Raw genomic sequence first — 20,355 nt, forward strand, 5'->3', positions numbered from 1 at the left:
AGCATTGGAAGCGCAAGCGGAGAAAGATAGATTAGCGAAATCTAACCTTTCTGTAGAAGATAAAATTTCTAGTATAGAAACTAAATTAAATGTATCAAATAAAGTACTTGATAATTATAAGCGAGAAATTGCTCAGAAAACTAAAAATTCAGATAATTTAATTAAAAGACTGGACTCTATTGTAAAGGAAAGAGATTTAGACTTAAAGGCTTATATTTCTGAAAATGATCCTAATAGTAAAAGTGTGCAACGTAAATTTGTTAGTACAACTCAACAAAATGCACAGTTAAACGCAATTAAGAGCGAAATAGCATCTAACAAAAAAGTTTTTGACGATTTAATTTCAGATTTTGAAAGCGCAAATAAAGTCAGACTTGAACAATTAAAGAAGAATGGTGTTAGTGATGAAGATGCTAAACTATTAAATCAGTATTATCAATCAGTTATTGATGATTTGAAAAACAAAAGACAACAATATATACAGTTTGAAAAAATTGCTGATGATAGAATTAAGAAAATTAATGCCGATAAAGAGGAAGAAAGATTAAAAAGAATTAAAAGAGCAGAATACGATAGTGAGCAACAGAGGATACTTAATGACCAAAAATCATTAGAAGATATTAAAAATTCTACTGCTCAAAATTCAAATGCAAATTCTGGAAACACAACAGAACAAGAGGAAACATCTTCAAATGATATTTCTATTATTCAAAAATTGAATGGAGTTGAATCAGGTTATTATGTTGTATTAGGAAAATATAAAAACATTGCAGAAAGAGATGCTTTTGTACGTCAAGTAGTTGCAGGTGGAGGAACAAGCGTTACGCTTTTCTATAATATTTATGATGCTACTTATTATGTGTATATAGATAAGTTTGATGATTTATCAAGTGCAGTTAAAGCAACACAAGCAAGAGGAACAAAATCGTATAACAAAAAAATGTCAATAGTAAAAGTCGAATAAATAATATGTTAATTTTTTAATATTTTTTATTACTTTTAAAAAGTCTTAAACCACACTAGCTATGAAATTAAAAATTACTCAATTCAAAAGATTGGTGTTTGTCGTCGTTTGCATGATAAATATTAATCTGTTTGCACAAAATTATGTACCCTTTTCGGGACCAGGTCGTTTAACTCCGATACCCTTTAATGAGAGTTTAAAAGGAGATATGCTTCTTATAGGAAATAATATCCTAAATAGAAGTACAAGTTCAAATGGTCCAAATGTTCCTTATAATGGAACAGATATAAACGACAATTTGAACATGCAGTATGTTGATATTGATGGAGATCCTTCAACATTTAATTCAAGTACTGCGGACTTAACTATTCCTGTCGCCAATTCGGGTTGTTACGTTATAAAATATGCGGCTCTTTATTGGGCTGGACTTTATAATGAGGGTAATATTGATGATGAAGTCGATAGAAGCCGATTAGGAAATGTAAAGTTTAAATTACCAGGAGGTAATTATACTGATATTACAGGTGCTGTAATATATGATACTTATCCTACAGGTCTTAATCAAAAATATAGTTATGTTGCTTCTTATGATGTAACAACTTTGCTACAAGGATTAACAGATGCAAGCGGTACTTATGGAGTTGCAAATGTTCAATGTGGATTAGGTGTAAAAACTTCAGGTGGATGGTCTCTTTTTGTAGTTTATGAAGACCCATTATCAACTGCTAAAAATATTACCTTATTTGATGGATTTAGTAGTATTCAAGGAACTACAAGTTTAGATATTCCGATTTCTGGTTTTAATTCAATACCTGTTGGTCCAGTAAGAGCTAAATTAGCTTTTGCAGCATTAGAAGGAGATAATGGAATTTCAGGAGATCGCCTTAGAATAAATGGAACCAGTATGTCAATTCCAACTAGATTGGCTTCCAACTTTTTTAATAGTACCATAAATGATATAAATGGAGCATATACTACTCGAAATTTAAATAGTTCTAATACATTAGGATATGATTCAGGAATAATTAATATTCCCAATCCAGGAAATGCGGTTATTGCAAACAATGCTACAAGTGCAAATGTCCAACTTCAAACTAGTGGAGATGCTTATGTCTATTATTTAAATGCTTTTGCCGTTGAAATTATTCAACCTCAAATAAATTTAATAAAAATTGTAAGAGATTTAGCTGACAATGATATTGGGAACACAACTGTTTCATTAGGACAAGAAATTTTTTATGAATTAGATTTTCAAAATATTGGAAATGATGGAGCAACAGGGTTTACTATAAAAGATCAATTACCATTAAATGTAACTTTTTTACCAGCAGACTTGGAGGTTCCTCCTGGAGTAACTTATACTTTTGATCCAGTAACAAATGAAATTATATTTACTATTCCTGATAATTTAGTAACCGAATCGGGTGCAAATTATTTAATTAGAATAAAAGTAAGAGTAGCAGAAACATGTTATGATTTGAGAGATGCATGTTCAAACGAAATTCGCAATCAAGCATATAAAACATATAGCAGTATAAATTCTGGAAATATAGTTGAAAATGAAGAGCCAAGTGCATCTGGAATTAATAGCTGTTTAATTCTATCACCAGGAACTACAAACTTCTTAGCTGATATAGACGATTGCGTTTTTGAAAGAGAAGAAGTTTTATGTGGTAACTCAGTTACTTTAACAGCGGGTAATGGTTATGTTTCTTACCAATGGCATAGCGGATCACCACCTACTGCTGCAAATGCAATTGCTGGAGCGACTAATCAATCATATACAGTTACAGGAACAGGAACTTACAGTGTTGTAAACACTGCACCAGCTCCGTGTTTATCTATTACTGAAACTTTTAATGTAATTGATTTTAACGGAGTAGTACCTAATCCGGTTATTCCTTATGCAGATCAAGTTGATGTTTGTCCAAATGATGATTCAGATTTACCAAAAATATATTTATGTGGTGAAACAGATAGTCAATTAATAGAAACAAATATACTAAATGCAACAAGTATTATTTGGGAAGTATTAAGTACACCTAGTACTTGTACTGATCCTACACCTTCAACAAATTGTCCAAATACAACATGTCCAGATAGTGCATGGTCACAAGTTGGTACAGGATCAAATTTTAATGCAGTTGATGCTGGTGAATATAGAGTCAGAATAGTGTTTCAAAATGGATGTTTTAGAACATATTATTTTAATGTTTATAAAAACCTTTTTACACCTACAGCAACATCTACAGACATTATTTGTAATACACCTGGAACGATTACAGTTAATGGAGTTCCTAATGGATATGAATTTAGTTTAGATGGAACCAATTGGCAATCAGGAAATTTATTTACAATTAATACAGCAGGAGCATATACTGTTTATATTAGACAAATTGGAGGTGGTGTTGGAAATTGTATTTTTGACATTCCTAATATTCAAATTCTTAATAGAGATTTTAATGTTGATGTTATAGTTAATGATGCTCTTTGTAATGGAGGACAAGGAAGTATTAGAGTTCAAATTAATAATGTTGATCCGCAATATACATATCAATTATCACAAGGCGGAACACCTATAAACAATGTAGGACCTATAAATGCAAATGATTATACATTTCCAAATTTACCTGCAGGAACATATACAGTTAATATTTCAACAACAGATGGATGTACATATTTAGAGACTGTAACAATTTCTGATCCACCATTACTTACTTTAACAGGAGCAGTAACAATTCCATTAACATGTACAGATGGAGAAATAACAGTTTATCCAGTTGGGGGAACACCTCCTTATACTTATGGAATTAATAATGATCCAGGAACAATTTATTCTTTACCTAATTTTGTTATTACAACACCTGGTACATATACATTTACAGTAACAGATTCAAATAACTGTACAGCTACTACTGATGTAATTATAGATAATATACCACAACCAGTATATACCGTTTCTCAAATAGATGTATTATGTTATGGAGAATCAACAGGACAGATAGAATTTAATGTTACAAATACAAACGGTTACACATTAGAATATAGTATTGATAATGGAGTAACATTTGGTACAAATCCAGTTTTTTCAAATTTACCTGCAGGAACTTATGAAACAATAGTTCAATATTCTTTAGGAGGAACAATATGTACTACTACAGTAGAAACAATTGTTATAAATCAACCTGATACAGCATTGACAGCTTCAGCAGGAGTTTCTGAATTAGCAGGTTGTGGACCTAATGGAGAAGGTAAAGTGAGAATTACAAATCCTCAAGGAGGAGTCCCAGGTTATGAATATAGTTTTGATGGAGGAACTACTTGGGTTACATCTAATGAAGCTTATTTATTACCAGGAACATATTCTGTATGTATACGTGATACAAATAATTGTACTTTTTGTACAAGCGTTACTATTGATCCCGCTCCTCAAGATCCAACAATTTCAGTAGAAGACCCTGATTTTAATTGTACAGGAACAGCAACGTCTACAGTGACAGTAAGTTCAGGATCTACTAATTTTTCATATACTTATTTATTAGATGGAGTTGTAAATACAAATGTACCTGAAAATGTTTTTGTAGATGTCCCATGTGGAGATCATGAAATTACAGTTCAATACAGAAGTTTATCTGTTCCTACATATAGTAATTTATTATTTGAAGATTTTGGACGAGGAGATAATACAACTTCACCAGGTATTAATCCTGCCTATTGTTTTGAAAGACAAGTTGCAGCAACTCAATGTAATGGAAGTATTCAAATAAACGATGGAGATTATGCCGTAACAAAAAGAATTGATCCAAGATTTGGTACGTGGGCAGATCCTAGTGACCATACTTCTAACGGAACAGATCCGGAGGGAAGATTTTTATGCGTGAATATAGGAGGAACTGCTGGTGTAGGTGGTATTTTATATAGTAAACCAATTACAGATATTATACCTAATCAACCTGTTCAAGTTTCATTATGGGCTATGAACTTGATTAGAAGTAGTTCATCTACTTTAGGAGACCCTCAATTAACAATACAATTAATAGCAGATTTAGGAACTCCTTCCGAAGTAATTGTTGCTACAACACCTACTGCTTCACCAATTATTGTTCCTAAATCGAATCAATGGGAATCGTATAGTTTAGCTTTAAACCCAGGTTCTTATACATCATTGAGTTTTGTAATTAGATCATATAGTACTGTTATAAACGGAAATGATGTGGTAATAGATGACATTAATGTTTTTCAAGAACCAATAGCATGTATTACAGAAGTTAAGTATCCAATACATATCGATTGTAATCAAGCCTTCTCTGCACAAATTACAAGCTCAAGTGATGTAAGTTGTAATGGAGCTACTGATGGTCAAATTACAATTGCAGCACAAAATTTTGAATTACCTTATGGATTTGATTATTCTATAGATGGAGGTGCAAGTTGGACTAACTCTACTACTTCTCCTGTAACAATAACAGGTTTATCTGCAAATACATATAATATCGAAATTAGATTTGATGATACGGCTGGAACATGTTCTTTCCCTTTCACGCAAGTAATTTCTGAACCAGACTCATTACTAGCAGATGCTGTATTAACTAGTCCAGCTACTTGTTTAGTTGGTGGTGTAATTACAGCTTCAGCTTCAGGAGGAACTCCGAATTATCAATATGAATTACAAAATAGTACAGGAACAGTCCTTGTTCCGTTTCAAGTAAATAATGTTTTTTCAAATTTAACACCAGGAGATTATATTGTGGTTGTTAGGGACGTTCTTAATTGTACAGATCCAATTGATGTTGCTATAAATATTCCAGTACCTACTCCTCCTACAGCAGTTGTAGATGCGTCATCTGATTTGTGTTATGATGGAACAAATGCTGCAACAATTGTAGTTACTGCTTCAGGGGGCGTTAGTCCTTATCAATATAGTTTAAATGGAGGAACATATCAAAATGGAAATACTTTTTCTGGTTTAACACCTGGAAACTATACAATAACAGTTAGGGATTCTTATGGTTGTGAAGTGACAATGTCAACAGTAACCATTGCACCTCAATTAATAGCAAATGCTGTTTTAACTAATGGATTAGATTGTACAGCATCACCAGATGCAGATATTGATGTAACAATTAATGGAGGTTCTGCACCTTATACATATCAAGTTACATTTAATACAGCTTTCGACCCAACAATTAATAATATTACAGGAAATACTTTTACATATTCAACAGCGAATGCTGGAACATATCAGTTTACTATAACTGATGCAATAGGTTGTACAGTGACAACTTCTGTAATAACAGTAAACCCTTTGCCTGTATTGAATCCTCCAGTTGTTGCTCAAACAGGATTTAATTTATGTAATGGAGACACTAATGGAGCTATATCAGTTACTCCATCTGGAGGACAAGCTCCATATATTATAGATATAGTAAACACAACAACGTCTGTTTCTTATGGAGCACAGACTACAGGACTTACAGCGGGAGATTATACAATTACAGTTACTGATGCAAATTCTTGTATAGAAACAGTAACAATTACATTAACGGAACCGGATCCTGTTGATTTTACATTTACAAAAACAGACATTCAATGTGGAGCTGTTGGAACAGCCCCTGGAACGATTAATATAATTAATGTTACAGGAGGTACATCACCTTTTACATATACTATTTCAAATAGTACAGGAACCTATACTGACACCTATAATGCGGTGTCAAATGAAGATCATATATTTAATATTTTAAATTTTGGGATATATACAATATCTGTTGTAGATGCAAATGGTTGTCAATTAGTTGAAAATAATATTACAATTGCTTCACCACCTAATAATTTAAATATTAATGTGTCTCAAGCAATAACAGATTGTACAGTTGGTGGTACAATTGAGGTTTGTGTGGATCCAGCAGTAGCAGGAGGTCCTTATCATTTTGCAATTTATGAAGATTTATCACCAAATAATCCTCCTTATGCGACTTATCCAGGACCACAATACCAACCAGCAGATGGAGGTGCAACAGGATTATGTGCAACATTTACAGGATTAATGCCAGGAGTTACATATAGTTTTATTGTTTATGATGAAGCTACTAATTGTTATTATTTTGAAACTGCAACAGAGCCAGTACCTACATTGTCGACTATTACTTCTACAATAACACCAAATAATGTAACTTGTACAGGAGCAGCAGATGGAAGTGTCTCTTTTGTAATTTCAAATTATTCAGGAACAAGCGTTTCATATCAAGTTTATTTAGCATTAAATAATACACCTGTAAGTGCTGTAGGAACCTCTACAGGAACAGGTACACCAATAACGGTAAATGATTTTGGAGTATTACCTCCAGGAGAGTACTTTGTATTATTTACTGAAAACGATGGTCCAAATGCTGCTTGTTCTCAAACATCAATTAATTTTACAATTTCTGAGTCACCTGTTTTATTGTCACTTACGGCATCAGTAACTAAAAACGATAATTGTAATCCAAATGCAGGTCAAATTACAGTTACTGGTTCAAATGGAACGCCACCTTATACTTATCAGGTTGTTCCAGCAGGTTCACCAGCTCCAACAGTTTGGCCAGGTCAAACTTCAAATGTGTTTAATGTTGAAGGAGGATCTTATGATGTTTATATAATGGATGCTTACGGATGTATTCAACCAAGTACAAATATTTTTGTACCAACGGATACAACACCAAATATAGATTTAGATATTGATGCGGCTACACTTTGTAATATAAATGAAGGGAATTACTCAATAATTGCTACGAGAGACAATACAGTTGGAGTTGGTCCATTTACATATAGTGTTGATGGTGCAGCTTTCACAACATATACTGAAAACGCTTCCTTCTCATTTACTTTAACAGGTTTAAATTCAGGTACGCATACTGTTATTATAAAAGATTCTAATGGATGTACAGAGACAGAGACAATAACAATTTACCCACCATTAAATGGAACAATTACAACAACTATAGATGCAGTTGCAAATTGTGGAGTTAGTGATGGAATTATAACTGTTAATGCATCAGGAGGTTCAGATGCTTCAAATTATGTATATACAATTACACCTAATATAGCACCTATATCGCAATTAGGTAATGTATTCTCTAATGTTCCTGCAGGAAATTATACAGTTACAGTTACAGATAATATTACAGGATGTTCGATAGATAAATCTGTAATTTTAGATATGCCTACCGTTCCAGTATTTGATACAACGGTTACAAATGCAACTTGTAATTTAGGAACTGATGGAACTATTACAGTAAATTTAACAGGTTCAAATCCTGATCCAGTTTACATGTATGAAATCACTTCACCAATAGTTGTTGCTCCTCAAACTTCTAATGTATTTACAGGTTTATCAGCAGGAAACTATACGGTTGTTGTTACATCTGGAAGAAACTGTGTTACAACGGAGATTGTAACTGTAGGAGAAGCTACAGCAATTAATATACCTACTGTTACTGTTACTGAATTTGGATGTAATTCAGGTTCGAATACAGTTAATAATGCAACAATAGTTGTTAATGGAGTAAATGGAGGATCTGGAACATACATTAATTATGAGTTTTTAGATAGTTCTAATAATATACTTCAAACAGGGACAAGTAATACTTATATAGAGTCAAATATTTTAGGAGGTACATATACAATAAACGTTTATGATAACAATGGATGTATAGGTACTACAACAGCAGTTATAAATCCATTTATAGCAATTTCTAATCCTAGAGTAACTGTTACAACTCCAATTACATGTACAAATCCTGAAGATATTACAATAAATATTGATACAACAGGAGGAACACCAGCTACATTAGTTTATACAGTAGTAGGATTAAGTACTGGAAGTACATATAATGTATCACAAACTAATAATCCTAATTTTACAGGATTAACAATTGGTAATTATCAAATTACAGTTGAAAATGCAACAACAGGATGTAGTGTACAAACAATACATTACGTATTTGATCCAAACACATTTATTGTAAATGCTGTAGTAAATAACAATGTAACGTGTTTTGATGGAGCTGATGGAAGTATTGATATTACTTTTATAGATCAAAATACTACACCTACTGATGATGCAGGGTCATTTGACTATGATATAATTGATACAGCGACTGGCTTATCAGTATCATCTGGAACTAGTCCTGATGCAGGACCATTTACAGTGGATAATTTACCAAGTGGTGTATATCAATTACAGGCTGTTTTAAATCAAAACCCGTCTTGTCCTGTAACAACAAACTTTACAATAACTCAACCTATTGAAACTTTATCAATTACTACAAGTAGCACTCCTATTTCATGTATTCCAGGTAGTGATGGTAGCATTTCTGCAGTAGGAAATAATGGTTGGGGAGCACCATATGAATATCAATTAGAATCTGGTGGTAGTGTAATTGTTGCTTGGTCATCTGTAAATAATTTTACAGGATTAGGAGCAGGTACATATACTGTTAGTGTAAGAGATAACATTGGTTGTGAGGTTTCGTCATCTAATATAATTTTAGATGTTCCAACTCCTATTGATGCTACAATCAATGCTTCTACTACATTTTTACCATGTAGAGGAGATAATGATGCGACTATTACGATTACTAATGTAACAGGAGGATATGGTAGTGGATATTTATTCGTTTTAAATAACATAACAACAGGTACTAGTTCTGCACCTCAAACAAGTAATGTATTTACTAATTTAGGAGCAGGAGAGTATAATGTTACTATTACAGATTCATTTAATTGTGAATTTCCAACAGCAAGTGTTATTATTGATGAGCCAAATGATGATGTAATGGCTAGTTTGGCAATGACAGTTGACCCGACATGTGATCAAGGAGCAACATTGGAATTAACTGCTATAGGAGGAACAGCTCCTTATGCTTACAGTACTACACCAGGAGGACCATATATTCCGTTCACAGGAACTATGGTTTTCAATAACGTAGCTTCAGGAACATATAGTTACTATGTTGTGGATGCAAACGATTGTTTTGAAGATTTTGCTTCTATAATTGTTGAACCTGTAATTCCTGTTAGTGTTACGGTTGATACTACTCAAACAGTAATTTTATGTAATGGAGATACTACATCAGTAACTGCTACAGCAGTTGATGGGTTAGGAAATTATGTTTATACATTGTTGCCAGCTACAGCAGGAGTTGTGCAAAGTTCACCAGGAGTATTTATAAATGTTCCAGCAGGTACATACACAGTACATGTTGATAGTGGTGATTGTGATGGTGATTCTGAATCATTTACTATAACGGAACCTACACCTATGGAAATGGAGAGTACTATTATTCACCCTACATGTGCTAGTCTTCCAAATGATGGTTCAGTTGAAATTATTGTAACAGGAGGAACAGGAGTTATTCAGTTTTCTATATCTTCTGCACCTAATGAAACAGTTAATTCAGGAATTTTTAATGATTTAACTCCAGGAAACTATACAGTATATATTCAGGATCAAAATGGATGTCAATTACCTCCATTTAATTTTGATATTACTGCTCCACCTACTTTTGAATTAGTCGATGCACCAGATGTTATAAATGAGTTGTGTTTAGGTGATGGTGGATCAGTATCATTTAGTGTACAAGGAGGTACTCCATCACCAGTATTTGGTTATGAAGCTACAAATGGATCAACTACTTTAACTTCATCAACAGGAGATTTTACTTTTGATAATTTAAGTTATGGTTATTATGAATTTATAGTAACAGATGGTACAGGAGTATGTACTGTAGATTTTGCAATTGATTTAGAGCCAGGTCAAGATATTCAACCGGGTGTTGAATTCGACAATTCATGTGTTAATGACTCACCAAATGTTAATGTTTTAATCACATTTAATGAAGATATACCAATCGGAGATCTTACTTTTGATTTAGACGGCGATACTCAATTAGGAAATAATTTATTTGTAAATGTTGCTGATGGAAATCATACTGCTACAGTTACTCATAATGATGGATGTGTAAAACAAATTAGTTTTAATGTGACTATTTCTAGTTCACCAGTTTTAACATTAGCTCAAAGTGGATTAAATCAGTTTACCATGTCAACGCAAGGAGGAACAGCTCCATATAGTTATAATGTTAATGGACAAGATGTTGGAAGTAATACAACTTATTTAGTTAATCAAACAGGACTTTATACAGTAATTGTAACAGATGCTAATGGATGTACAGATGTTGATACTATACAAATGACATTCTATGATGTTGAGATACCAGATTATTTCACACCAGATGGTGACGGAACAAACGATGGTTGGACTCCTAATTATTTAGATCATTATCCTAAAGCTGTAACTTATGTTTTTGATAGATACAGTAGAAAAATAATTACTTTGAGACCAGGTCAATCATGGAATGGAACTTACAACGGAAACGAATTACCTTCAGGAGACTATTGGTATGTGTTGAAATTGAACGGAGAGAATGATGCAAGAGAGTTTGTAGGTAATTTCACATTATATAGATAATTTAAGATAAACTAAGCCTATATTTTTATAGGCTTAGTTTTAAAAATAAAAAATATTAAAATGAAAAAAATAACGCTATTTTTAATACTTTGTTGTTTGAGTCAATTGCAAGCACAAGAGCTTACAATACCTCAGCAAACGCAGTACTTAGCTGATAATCCGTTTTCAATGTCTCCAACATTTGCTGGAATTGGTGATAATGCAAGAGTTCGTTTAAACGGTCTTACACAATGGGTAGGAATTAAAAATTCACCGATAAATCAATCTCTTGCAGTAGATTTTAGAATTGCAGATAGATCAGGTGTAGGAGCCTATTTTTATAATGATAAAAATGGTAATACTAGACAATATGGAGCAAAATTCTCTTTTGCACAACATTTAATTTTAGATTATGATACTGAACAATACTTATCTTTAGGGATATCATTCAATTTAAATCACTTTAGAATTGATATTGAAAATTTTAGTAATCAATTAGATCCTTCAATTAATGGAGATAGAGCAACACAAAACTATAATTTTGATATTGGTTTTTTATATAGATATAAAGATTTCTATTTTAGTTATAATGCTTCAAATATTTTAGATAAAAACATAAAAGAAGTTAACTTCTTAGAACCAGATTTGTTGTTAAATCACCAAGTTTATTTAGGAAGTAAACTTAGAAAAAGCGGATCTACTTTTGAAATTGAACCTTCAGCATTAATTCAATATTTTCAAAGTGATGGTCGTTCAACAACCGATTTAAATATTAAATTTAAGAAACATGTTTATGAAGATTATTATTGGATAGGAGCTACAGCAAGATTCTTAAATGAACAATCGTTGAATCCTGTAACTGTTGGTCCAATGGTAGGACTTAGAAAAAATAATTTTTATTTTGGATATTCATATCAAATAAATACAAATGAATTATTGTCATATAATTCTGGAACACATATGATTACACTAGGTTTCGACTTTTTACAAGGACTTAGTAATTGTCCATGTACTCAGAATAGAGTTGTTTACTAAAAGAATAAAAAACATAAAAAATGAATGTAAAGTTTACTTTAATTAGTTATTTAGCTAATTTTGGTAAACTTTAATGATTAAATAAGCATAGTAATGAGAACACTTAATGATTTTGATTTTAATAATAAGAAAGCAATTATTAGAGTAGATTTTAATGTCCCTTTAGATGACAACTTTAACGTAACAGATGCAACGAGAATTGATGCAGCAAAATCAACTATAGATAAGATTTTAAATGATGGTGGTAGCGTTGTTTTAATGAGTCATTTAGGAAGACCTAAAGGAAAAGAACTTAAATATTCGCTTCAACATATCGTATCTGCTATAGAAAAATCATTAAATAAACCTATAAAATTTGTTTCTGATTGTATAGGTAGTGATGTTGAAAATGTTGTTGCTACTTTGCAAAAAGGTGAAATATTACTATTAGAAAACCTAAGATTCTATACAGAAGAAGAAAAAGGAGATGTTGATTTTGCAGAAAAACTTTCAAAATTAGGCGATATATATGTAAATGATGCCTTTGGAACAGCACATAGAGCACATGCTTCAACAACAATTATTGCTCAATTTTTTCCAAACAAGAAATGTTTTGGTGCATTATTAGCAAAAGAGATAGAAAGTATAAATAAAGTACTTTCAAATTCTGAGAAACCAGTAACTGCAATTTTAGGAGGAAGTAAAGTTTCATCAAAGATTACAGTCATTGAAAATATTTTAGATAAAGTAAATCACTTGATAATAGGAGGAGGAATGACTTTTACTTTTGTAAAAGCATTAGGAGGAAAAATAGGAAACTCTATATGTGAAGATGATAAAATTGATTTAGCAATTGATATATTAAAGCAAGCAAAAGAAAAAGGAGTCCAGATTCACTTGCCAATTGATGTAGTGGGAGCTGATTCTTTTTCAAATGATGCAAATACTAAAGTTTTTGATGTGAATAATATTCCAGATGGTTGGCAAGGTTTAGATGCTGGTCCAAAATCTTTAGCTATTTTTGATAAAATATTAAATACTTCAAAAACAATTTTATGGAATGGTCCACTTGGAGTATTTGAAATGGAATCATTTGCTGTAGGAACAATTGCATTAGGAGAATCAATTGCAAACGCAACAAAGAATGGTGCATTTTCACTTGTAGGTGGTGGTGACAGCGTTGCTGCTGTAAAACAATTTGGTCTTGAAGAAAAAATGAGTTATGTTTCTACAGGAGGTGGAGCAATGCTTGAAATGCTTGAAGGAAGAACATTGCCAGGAATTGCAGCAATTTTAAATGATTAGATAATAAAAACAATTAAAAATAAGTTATAATAGTTATAACTAAAGATAAATTGAATAATGAATAATATAAAAATTTTACTTGCTTTTTTTTCGTTTGCAGTATGTATATATGCTCAACAAAATGTATTAATAAGTGAAACAGCACCTAAAATTTCATTTTTAGATTCTATTAAATCAACTTTTGTAAACCATAATACAAGTAATTGTATCGATGAAAGATGGATGGCAGAGTTATCAAATGATCAAATTTTTGATGAAATGTATAACGATGTTACAGAAATAGATATAGATTCTCTTGTAACCTTTGATTTGTCTTCTGAACTACTAAAAGAAAGATTAAAAATATTAGATAGTAAATCTCCATTTAATATTGAATACAATCCTGCATTGGAAAATGTAATTAAATCTTTCTTGAAAAGACGAAAAGGTATGTATGAAAGATTAATGGCAATTTCAGAATATTACTTTCCTATGTTTGAAGAGCATTTAGCAAAGTATGATGTACCATTAGAAATTAAATATTTAGCAATTGTTGAATCAGCGCTAAACCCTAAAGCAAGATCTAGAGTTGGAGCAACAGGATTATGGCAATTTATGTATCCTACAGGAAAACAGTTTAACTTAGAAGTTAATTCGTATGTAGATGAGCGTTATGATCCTTTAAAAGCAACCGAAGCAGCATGTCAATATTTATCTAGTTTATATAAAATATTTGGAGATTGGAGTATGGTTCTAGCATCATATAATGCAGGACCAGGTAATGTATCAAAAGCAATTAGACGTTCAGGAGGTAGTCAAAACTACTGGAATATTAGAAAAAATTTACCTAAGGAAACAGCTAATTATGTTCCTGCGTTTTTAGCAACAATGTATATTTATGAATTTCATAAAGAACATAAGTTTGAACCCAAGAAGGCAGCATTAACTTATTTTGAAACAGATACTATAGTTATTAAAAAGAAAATGTCTTTTCAACAAGTTTCAGAATTATTAGACGTACCTGTTGAACAAATAGAGTTTTTAAATCCTATTTATAAGCTTAATGTTATTCCATTTCAAGAAGATAAAAAACATTATTTAAGATTACCAAAAGATAAAATAGGATTATTTGTTTCTAATGAAGATAAAGTTTATGCCTATTTAGATCATTTAGATACTTTTAAGGAAAAAACACTATTTCAATCAGAATCTAATGATGAAGCTATTACAAGACAAGTTAAATACCATAAAATTAGAAGTGGTGAAAGCCTTGGAATTATAGCTCAAAAATATAAAGTTTCCGTTGCCGATTTGAAAAGATGGAACAAAATAAGAGGAAATTTTATTCATGCAGGAAAAAGTTTAAAAATTTATTCTAATCAAAAAGTATCATTTTCAAGCAATAAAAAATCAAGTAATAACTCTGTAAATCAAGTGTATATGGTTAAAAAAGGAGACTCATTGTATTCAATAGCTAAGAAGTTTCCTGGAATTTCTGCGGATGATATTAAAAAATGGAACGATATTAGAGGTAATAATATTAAACCAGGAATGAAATTAAACATTAACGGATAAAAACCGCTTATATGAAACAGTTATGTATTACTTTTTTTAGCATATTTCTTCTATTTTCATGTCAATCTAAAAACGAAGAGAAGAATGCTATTTTATCTGAATCAAATGGAAAAATTAATAATGTGTCCATTATTGTTGATGAAAATCTATGGAATGGAGAAATAGGAGATTCTATTAGAAAAAAATTTGCAGCTCCAGTCGATGGATTAATAAATGAAGAACCACTATTCAATCTAAATCAATATCCAACTAAAATATTTGAAGGAATTGTTAGAAAGAGTAGAAATATTATCATAATTGAAAAATCTAATAGATCTGGATACAGTTTTAAAAAGAATGAATTCGCAAAACCTCAAAATGTATTTTATATCGTAGGTCAAAATAATGATGAGATTTTAGCAATATTAGAAAAAAAAGCTAACGAAATTATACAGTCACTAAAAAGTTCTGAAATAACTGAAAATCAAAATAGACTTAAAAAAGCTCTAGTTGATGATAAAAAAGTTAGAGATCGATTTGGCATTGGTTTAACAATAGGACATGGCTACAAATATGACATGGTTAAGGATAAATTCCTTTGGATTAGAAAAGAATTTAGCACAGGTTATAATAGCATTTTAGTGTATGAAGTGCCAATTAATTTTATTGAAAATGATTCTAATGTTGTAACCAATATAGTTAAAATGAGAGATTCTATTGGGAAACAATTTATTCATGGAACATTAAATGATACATGGATGGTTACAGGAGAGGATTATTCACCATATCTTTTTGATATAAAAATTGCTGGAAGAAAAACATTTGAAACAAAAGGGAACTGGTATCTTAAAAATGATTTCATGGCTGGTCCGTTCGTGAATTATGCTATTAAAGATGAAAAAAATAATCGTTACTTAATTCTAGAAGGTTTTACTTATAATCCATCTAAAGCAAAACGAGATTTAGTTTTTGAATTAGAATCTATTATTAAATCGGTTAAGTTCTTTAAGTAATCTATACTTACTAATATGTTTTTTGTAATATTTTTATTATATTTGATTATATTTTAAAATTATGATAAAAAAATCTATTTTACTGTTTATATTGATATCATCAATAAACAATTTTGCTCAAAATTTTGAATTATCTCAAGAGATATTAAGTTCCAATTCAACAGTTGACGATCATTTTGGATGGAATGTTAGTGCATCTATTAATAATATAATTATAGGATCTAAATATGAAAATATTTCTCATAATAATGAAGGGGTTGTTTATATTTATGAAAAAGGAATCGCAGGATATATAAACGGTCAGAGAATAAGCGCTATTGATGCAGAGTCTAATCGCCTTTTTGGGACTTCTGTTGATATATATGGAAATTTCGCTGTTATAGGAGATAATGAAGGGAATATTTATTTATATAAAAAAAATAGCTTAAATAATTGGGAACTACATCAGAGATTTAAGCACGGATCGAGTACTAACAATGGCCATTCTGCAAGTGTATCGGGTTATCATAAATACACTGTTATTTCTGATGAATGGTTAGTTTTAGGTCATTATTCAGATGAATCGGTATCGACTTATGGTAGTGGTTCGGTGTATATTTATAAAAAGGATTTATTTGATAATTGGAATTTTTATCAAAAAATATTGCCCTCCACTCCTGTTATAAACGCCAATTTTGGCTCATATATTAGTATTTCTAATGATAAATTAATGATTAGAGATATTACAGGTGTGTATGCGTATAAACTTAATGATTTAGGAGTTTGGGATCAAATTCAAAAAATTTCTGTCCCTAGTGCGTATTTAAGTTCTTACACAAGTTATCCAGTAGAAATTAACGAACAGGAAGCTATTATTGGTATGCCTGATAATATTTTTATTAATTCTTCTAATGGGACTGTAAATGTGTATAAGTTTAATAATTCAGGTATTTGGCAGCAAGCACAAACTTTAGTTCCTTTCAATAATTCTGGGGTTAATGTTTCTACTTTTGGATCATCAATTGCTATTTCTGATGAAAATATGTTAATAGGCCAATATCATTTTAAAAAGAGTGCTAATGGTATTTGGATACCCAATCAGAAATTACCTGTTTTAGATAATGTACAATTAGTAAAAGCTAATGGAAATGCTATTGTTAATAATACATTGATAGTTGCCCAATCACAATATAACGAAGGTGATATTTATAATAGATTAGGTAAGGTTTATGTTTTTAAACCAAGCGTATGTGATTTAGTTAATATTCCTGACCAAAATTTTGAGCAAGCCTTATTAGATTTAAATATTGATACTGATGGTTTATTGAATGGTACAATTTGCAGAGTAGATGCTGAAGCTGCCACAATTTTGAATATTTCAAATAGAAATATAAGTAATTTAACAGGAATTGAAGCTTTTGTAAATATTACAAAACTCTATTGTGAGTCAAATAATTTAGCCACTCTAAATTTATATAATAATGTGTTATTAACTGAAGTATGGGCATCATATAATAATATAACACATACAGATTTTACTAATTGTATTAATTTAAAACTTTTAAACTTAACAGAAAATTACATAAGTTCAATTAATCTTATAAATAATACATTACTAGAATATTTAATAATAAATCAAAATCAAATTTCAAGTATAGATATAAGTCAAAATATATCATTAATTGTATTAGAAATTGGAAATAATAATCTTAATACAATTGATGTTTCAAATAATATTAATTTAACCACTATCGCAATTTATGCAAATCAAGTTTCTAATATAGACTTAAATCAAAATTTACAGCTTCGTAATTTAGATTGTTCTAATAATATTTTAACTAATTTAGATTTAACTAATAACCTAGATTTAAGGGTTTTAAGTTGTCATTATAACAAGCTATCTGTTTTGAATGTAAGTAATAATTTACTGTTAAATTCTGTTGGTTGTGCTAATAATCTATTTACAAGTTTAGATTTTTCAATTAATTCTGTTTTAACTAGTGTAGGTTGCCAATCAAACCCTAATTTAAAAAATTTAAATTTAAAAAATGGATATAATATTAATATAACAAGTCTTTTTGCTAATAGCAATCCAAATTTAACATGTATTCTGGTTGATAACCCGACATATTCTTATAATAACTCTTCTTGGATTAAAGATTTTTCTGCAATTTATAATACTGTTTGTCCTGCAATTCCAAGATTCAATACTCCTCCAACATGTAATATTACAAGGGGTTTGTTAAGTATACAATGGATACCTGTTTCTGGTGTTGATGGATATGAGGTTGAAATTATTGAAACTAAATCTAGTTTGTTAAGAAAATATAGACTACCTGTTTCACAGACTACCTTTTCTATTTTACTAGGATCAAGTAATAAATGGAGAGTTAGACCAGTTATAAGTAATGATGGTATTTGGACTGATTTAACAAATGAATGTGAAGGATTAGTGGTTATAGATCCTTTTTTACTAAAACAAGGAAAAGAAGTAGATAAAGAGCTTAAAATATATCCAAATCCATTAAAAAATGGAGAAATATTAAAAATTGATTTTAAAGAAAAAATAGAATCAGTAGTTGTTTACTCTATAAATAATCAAATAGTTTATAAGATAAATGGGAATGAAAAAGAAATTAGATTTTTTGACTTGCAGACAGGTATATATATAATAAAAATTCAAACTAAAGAAGAATTGATAACTAAAAAAATAGTTATTGAATAATTGAATTAAAAAAATATACTAAAAAAGTGTTTTTTATGAACTCAAAATCAATGTTTACTATTCCTTAAAAATGATAACATTCAAAATAAAGCGATTTAACGAACTTTCTCTTATTGAACTATATTCTGTGCTGCAATTAAGATCAGAGGTTTTTGTAATGGAGCAAAACTGCGTATATCAAGATATTGATGGTAAAGATGAAAAAGCAATTCACGTAGTAGGATATTATGAAGGCAAAATAGTAGCCTATACTAGAATTTTTAAAAAAGGAGATTATTTTGATGAAGCATCAATAGGGAGAGTTGTTATAAGTCCAAAATATCGAGATAAAAAATGGGGACATAGTTTAATTAATGTATCTATAGACGCTATTAAAGAAGTTTTTAACGACACTAAAATTACTATTTCAGCACAACAATATTTGACAAAATTTTATCAAGCACATGGTTTTGTTCAAACAAGCGAAATGTATTTGGAAGATGATATTCCACATATTCAAATGAAAAGGAGCTAAATTTTAGTAATTACAATTTCTACTCGTCTATCAAGTAAAGCACCTTTTCCAAGAGATTGTGTATTTCCGTAACCTTTATACGTCATTCTCTTTTTGTTTATTTTCTTTAGAAATAAGTATTTATAAACAGCTAAAGCTCTATTAGTTGATAATTCACGTTTTTTAGTTTCTCTATCAATAGCTTCTTTTTGATATGTAGGAATACAACAAACATGTCCTTGAATTTCAAATTCAATATTTTTAAACTTTAAAAGTTGTTTCGCAATTCTGTCGAGTTCTTTTTTAGCTTGAAAAGATAGTTTACTACTTCCTCTTTCAAAAAGAAGTTTGTCAAGATAAATTCTATCACCTATAATGGGCTCTTTTGGAATTATATTATAAATGCCTGGAATTTCTAATTTCTCAATTGTAATAGGTTTATAATTTACTACAACATCAACTCTTCTGTTTTTTGATCGTATTTCTGGAATATTTTCTAGTAAATCATCATCAATTAATATTCGTCCTTTACCTTCAATACTAATAATGATTTTACTTTTTATGCCTTTTGAAATTAATTTTTCTTTTACAGTATTAGCTCTATTTGTAGAAAGAACATAATTGTATTCGTCTTTTCCTCTATCATCACAATATCCAAAAATCTCAATGGTTTCAATATGTGTAGTGTCTAATTTTTGTGTAAATTTTAAAAGAGCTTCTGCTTGAATTTCTTTTAAATCATATTTGTCAAATTCAAAATAAATAGAATGAACTTCCTCTTCTTGTGCCCTTAAGAAGAAAGACATAAGAAAAGAAAGAATTAGCAAAAACCGTTTCATT

The 20,355-nt window shown here is 30.3% G+C and carries 8 protein-coding genes and 1 pseudogene; 8 read left to right on the forward strand and 1 reads right to left on the reverse strand.

Going from position 1 to position 20,355, the window contains the following annotated elements; genetic code table 11:
- From SY27_RS11530 to SY27_RS11565, 8 genes and pseudogenes are all read left to right on the forward strand, one after another.
- Positions 1-964 (forward strand): annotated as a pseudogene (locus SY27_RS11530) (hypothetical protein); the annotation flags it as partial.
- A 61-nt stretch (positions 965-1,025) separates the two neighbouring features.
- Positions 1,026-11,474 carry a T9SS type B sorting domain-containing protein gene (locus SY27_RS11535; RefSeq protein ID WP_082084353.1) on the forward strand — a complete coding sequence of 3,483 codons (10,449 nt, stop codon included), beginning with the start codon at positions 1,026-1,028 and terminating at the stop codon, positions 11,472-11,474.
- A gap of 60 nt (positions 11,475-11,534) precedes the next feature.
- Entirely contained in the window at positions 11,535-12,488 is a 954-nt protein-coding gene (locus SY27_RS11540; RefSeq protein WP_045970438.1) for a type IX secretion system membrane protein PorP/SprF, read from the forward strand.
- Between the two features lie 93 nt (positions 12,489-12,581).
- Positions 12,582-13,772: a phosphoglycerate kinase gene (pgk, locus tag SY27_RS11545; RefSeq protein ID WP_045970440.1), complete on the forward strand. Its 1,191-nt coding sequence runs from the start codon at positions 12,582-12,584 to the stop codon at positions 13,770-13,772.
- A 57-nt stretch (positions 13,773-13,829) separates the two neighbouring features.
- On the forward strand, positions 13,830-15,326 hold the full coding sequence (locus tag SY27_RS11550) for a lytic transglycosylase domain-containing protein (RefSeq protein WP_045970442.1): 1,497 nt from the start codon (positions 13,830-13,832) through the stop codon (positions 15,324-15,326).
- Between the two features lie 11 nt (positions 15,327-15,337).
- The gene (locus tag SY27_RS11555) at positions 15,338-16,318 is read left to right on the forward strand and encodes a DUF4837 family protein (protein ID WP_045970444.1); all 981 of its coding nucleotides are present in this window, start codon (positions 15,338-15,340) and stop codon (positions 16,316-16,318) included.
- Between the two features lie 61 nt (positions 16,319-16,379).
- Positions 16,380-19,022 carry a T9SS type A sorting domain-containing protein gene (locus SY27_RS11560; protein ID WP_045970446.1) on the forward strand — a complete coding sequence of 881 codons (2,643 nt, stop codon included), beginning with the start codon at positions 16,380-16,382 and terminating at the stop codon, positions 19,020-19,022.
- A gap of 70 nt (positions 19,023-19,092) precedes the next feature.
- Positions 19,093-19,536 carry a GNAT family N-acetyltransferase gene (locus SY27_RS11565; protein WP_045970448.1) on the forward strand — a complete coding sequence of 148 codons (444 nt, stop codon included), beginning with the start codon at positions 19,093-19,095 and terminating at the stop codon, positions 19,534-19,536.
- On the opposite strand, the gene SY27_RS11570 is transcribed toward SY27_RS11565, so the two are convergent.
- On the reverse strand, positions 19,533-20,354 hold the full coding sequence (locus SY27_RS11570) for an OmpA family protein (RefSeq protein ID WP_045970450.1): 822 nt from the start codon (positions 20,352-20,354) through the stop codon (positions 19,533-19,535). The genes SY27_RS11565 and SY27_RS11570 overlap by 4 nt on opposite strands.
- Position 20,355 lies beyond the last annotated feature (1 nt).

The sequence above is a fragment of the Flavobacterium sp. 316 genome, from assembly GCF_000967805.1.
GTDB classification, from domain to species: domain Bacteria; phylum Bacteroidota; class Bacteroidia; order Flavobacteriales; family Flavobacteriaceae; genus Flavobacterium; species Flavobacterium sediminilitoris.

What these genes read in the sequence shown, in the direction of transcription:
- SY27_RS11565 (WP_045970448.1), top strand. Translation starts at nt 19,093, where the DNA reads ATGATAACATTCAAAATAAAGCGATTTAACGAACTTTCTCTTATTGAA.
- SY27_RS11560 (WP_045970446.1), top strand. Translation starts at nt 16,380, where the DNA reads ATGATAAAAAAATCTATTTTACTGTTTATATTGATATCATCAATAAAC.
- pgk (WP_045970440.1), top strand. Translation starts at nt 12,582, where the DNA reads ATGAGAACACTTAATGATTTTGATTTTAATAATAAGAAAGCAATTATT.
- SY27_RS11535 (WP_082084353.1), top strand. Translation starts at nt 1,026, where the DNA reads ATGAAATTAAAAATTACTCAATTCAAAAGATTGGTGTTTGTCGTCGTT.
- SY27_RS11555 (WP_045970444.1), top strand. Translation starts at nt 15,338, where the DNA reads ATGAAACAGTTATGTATTACTTTTTTTAGCATATTTCTTCTATTTTCA.
- SY27_RS11550 (WP_045970442.1), top strand. Translation starts at nt 13,830, where the DNA reads ATGAATAATATAAAAATTTTACTTGCTTTTTTTTCGTTTGCAGTATGT.
- SY27_RS11540 (WP_045970438.1), top strand. Translation starts at nt 11,535, where the DNA reads ATGAAAAAAATAACGCTATTTTTAATACTTTGTTGTTTGAGTCAATTG.
- SY27_RS11570 (WP_045970450.1), bottom strand. Translation starts at nt 20,354, where the DNA reads ATGAAACGGTTTTTGCTAATTCTTTCTTTTCTTATGTCTTTCTTCTTA.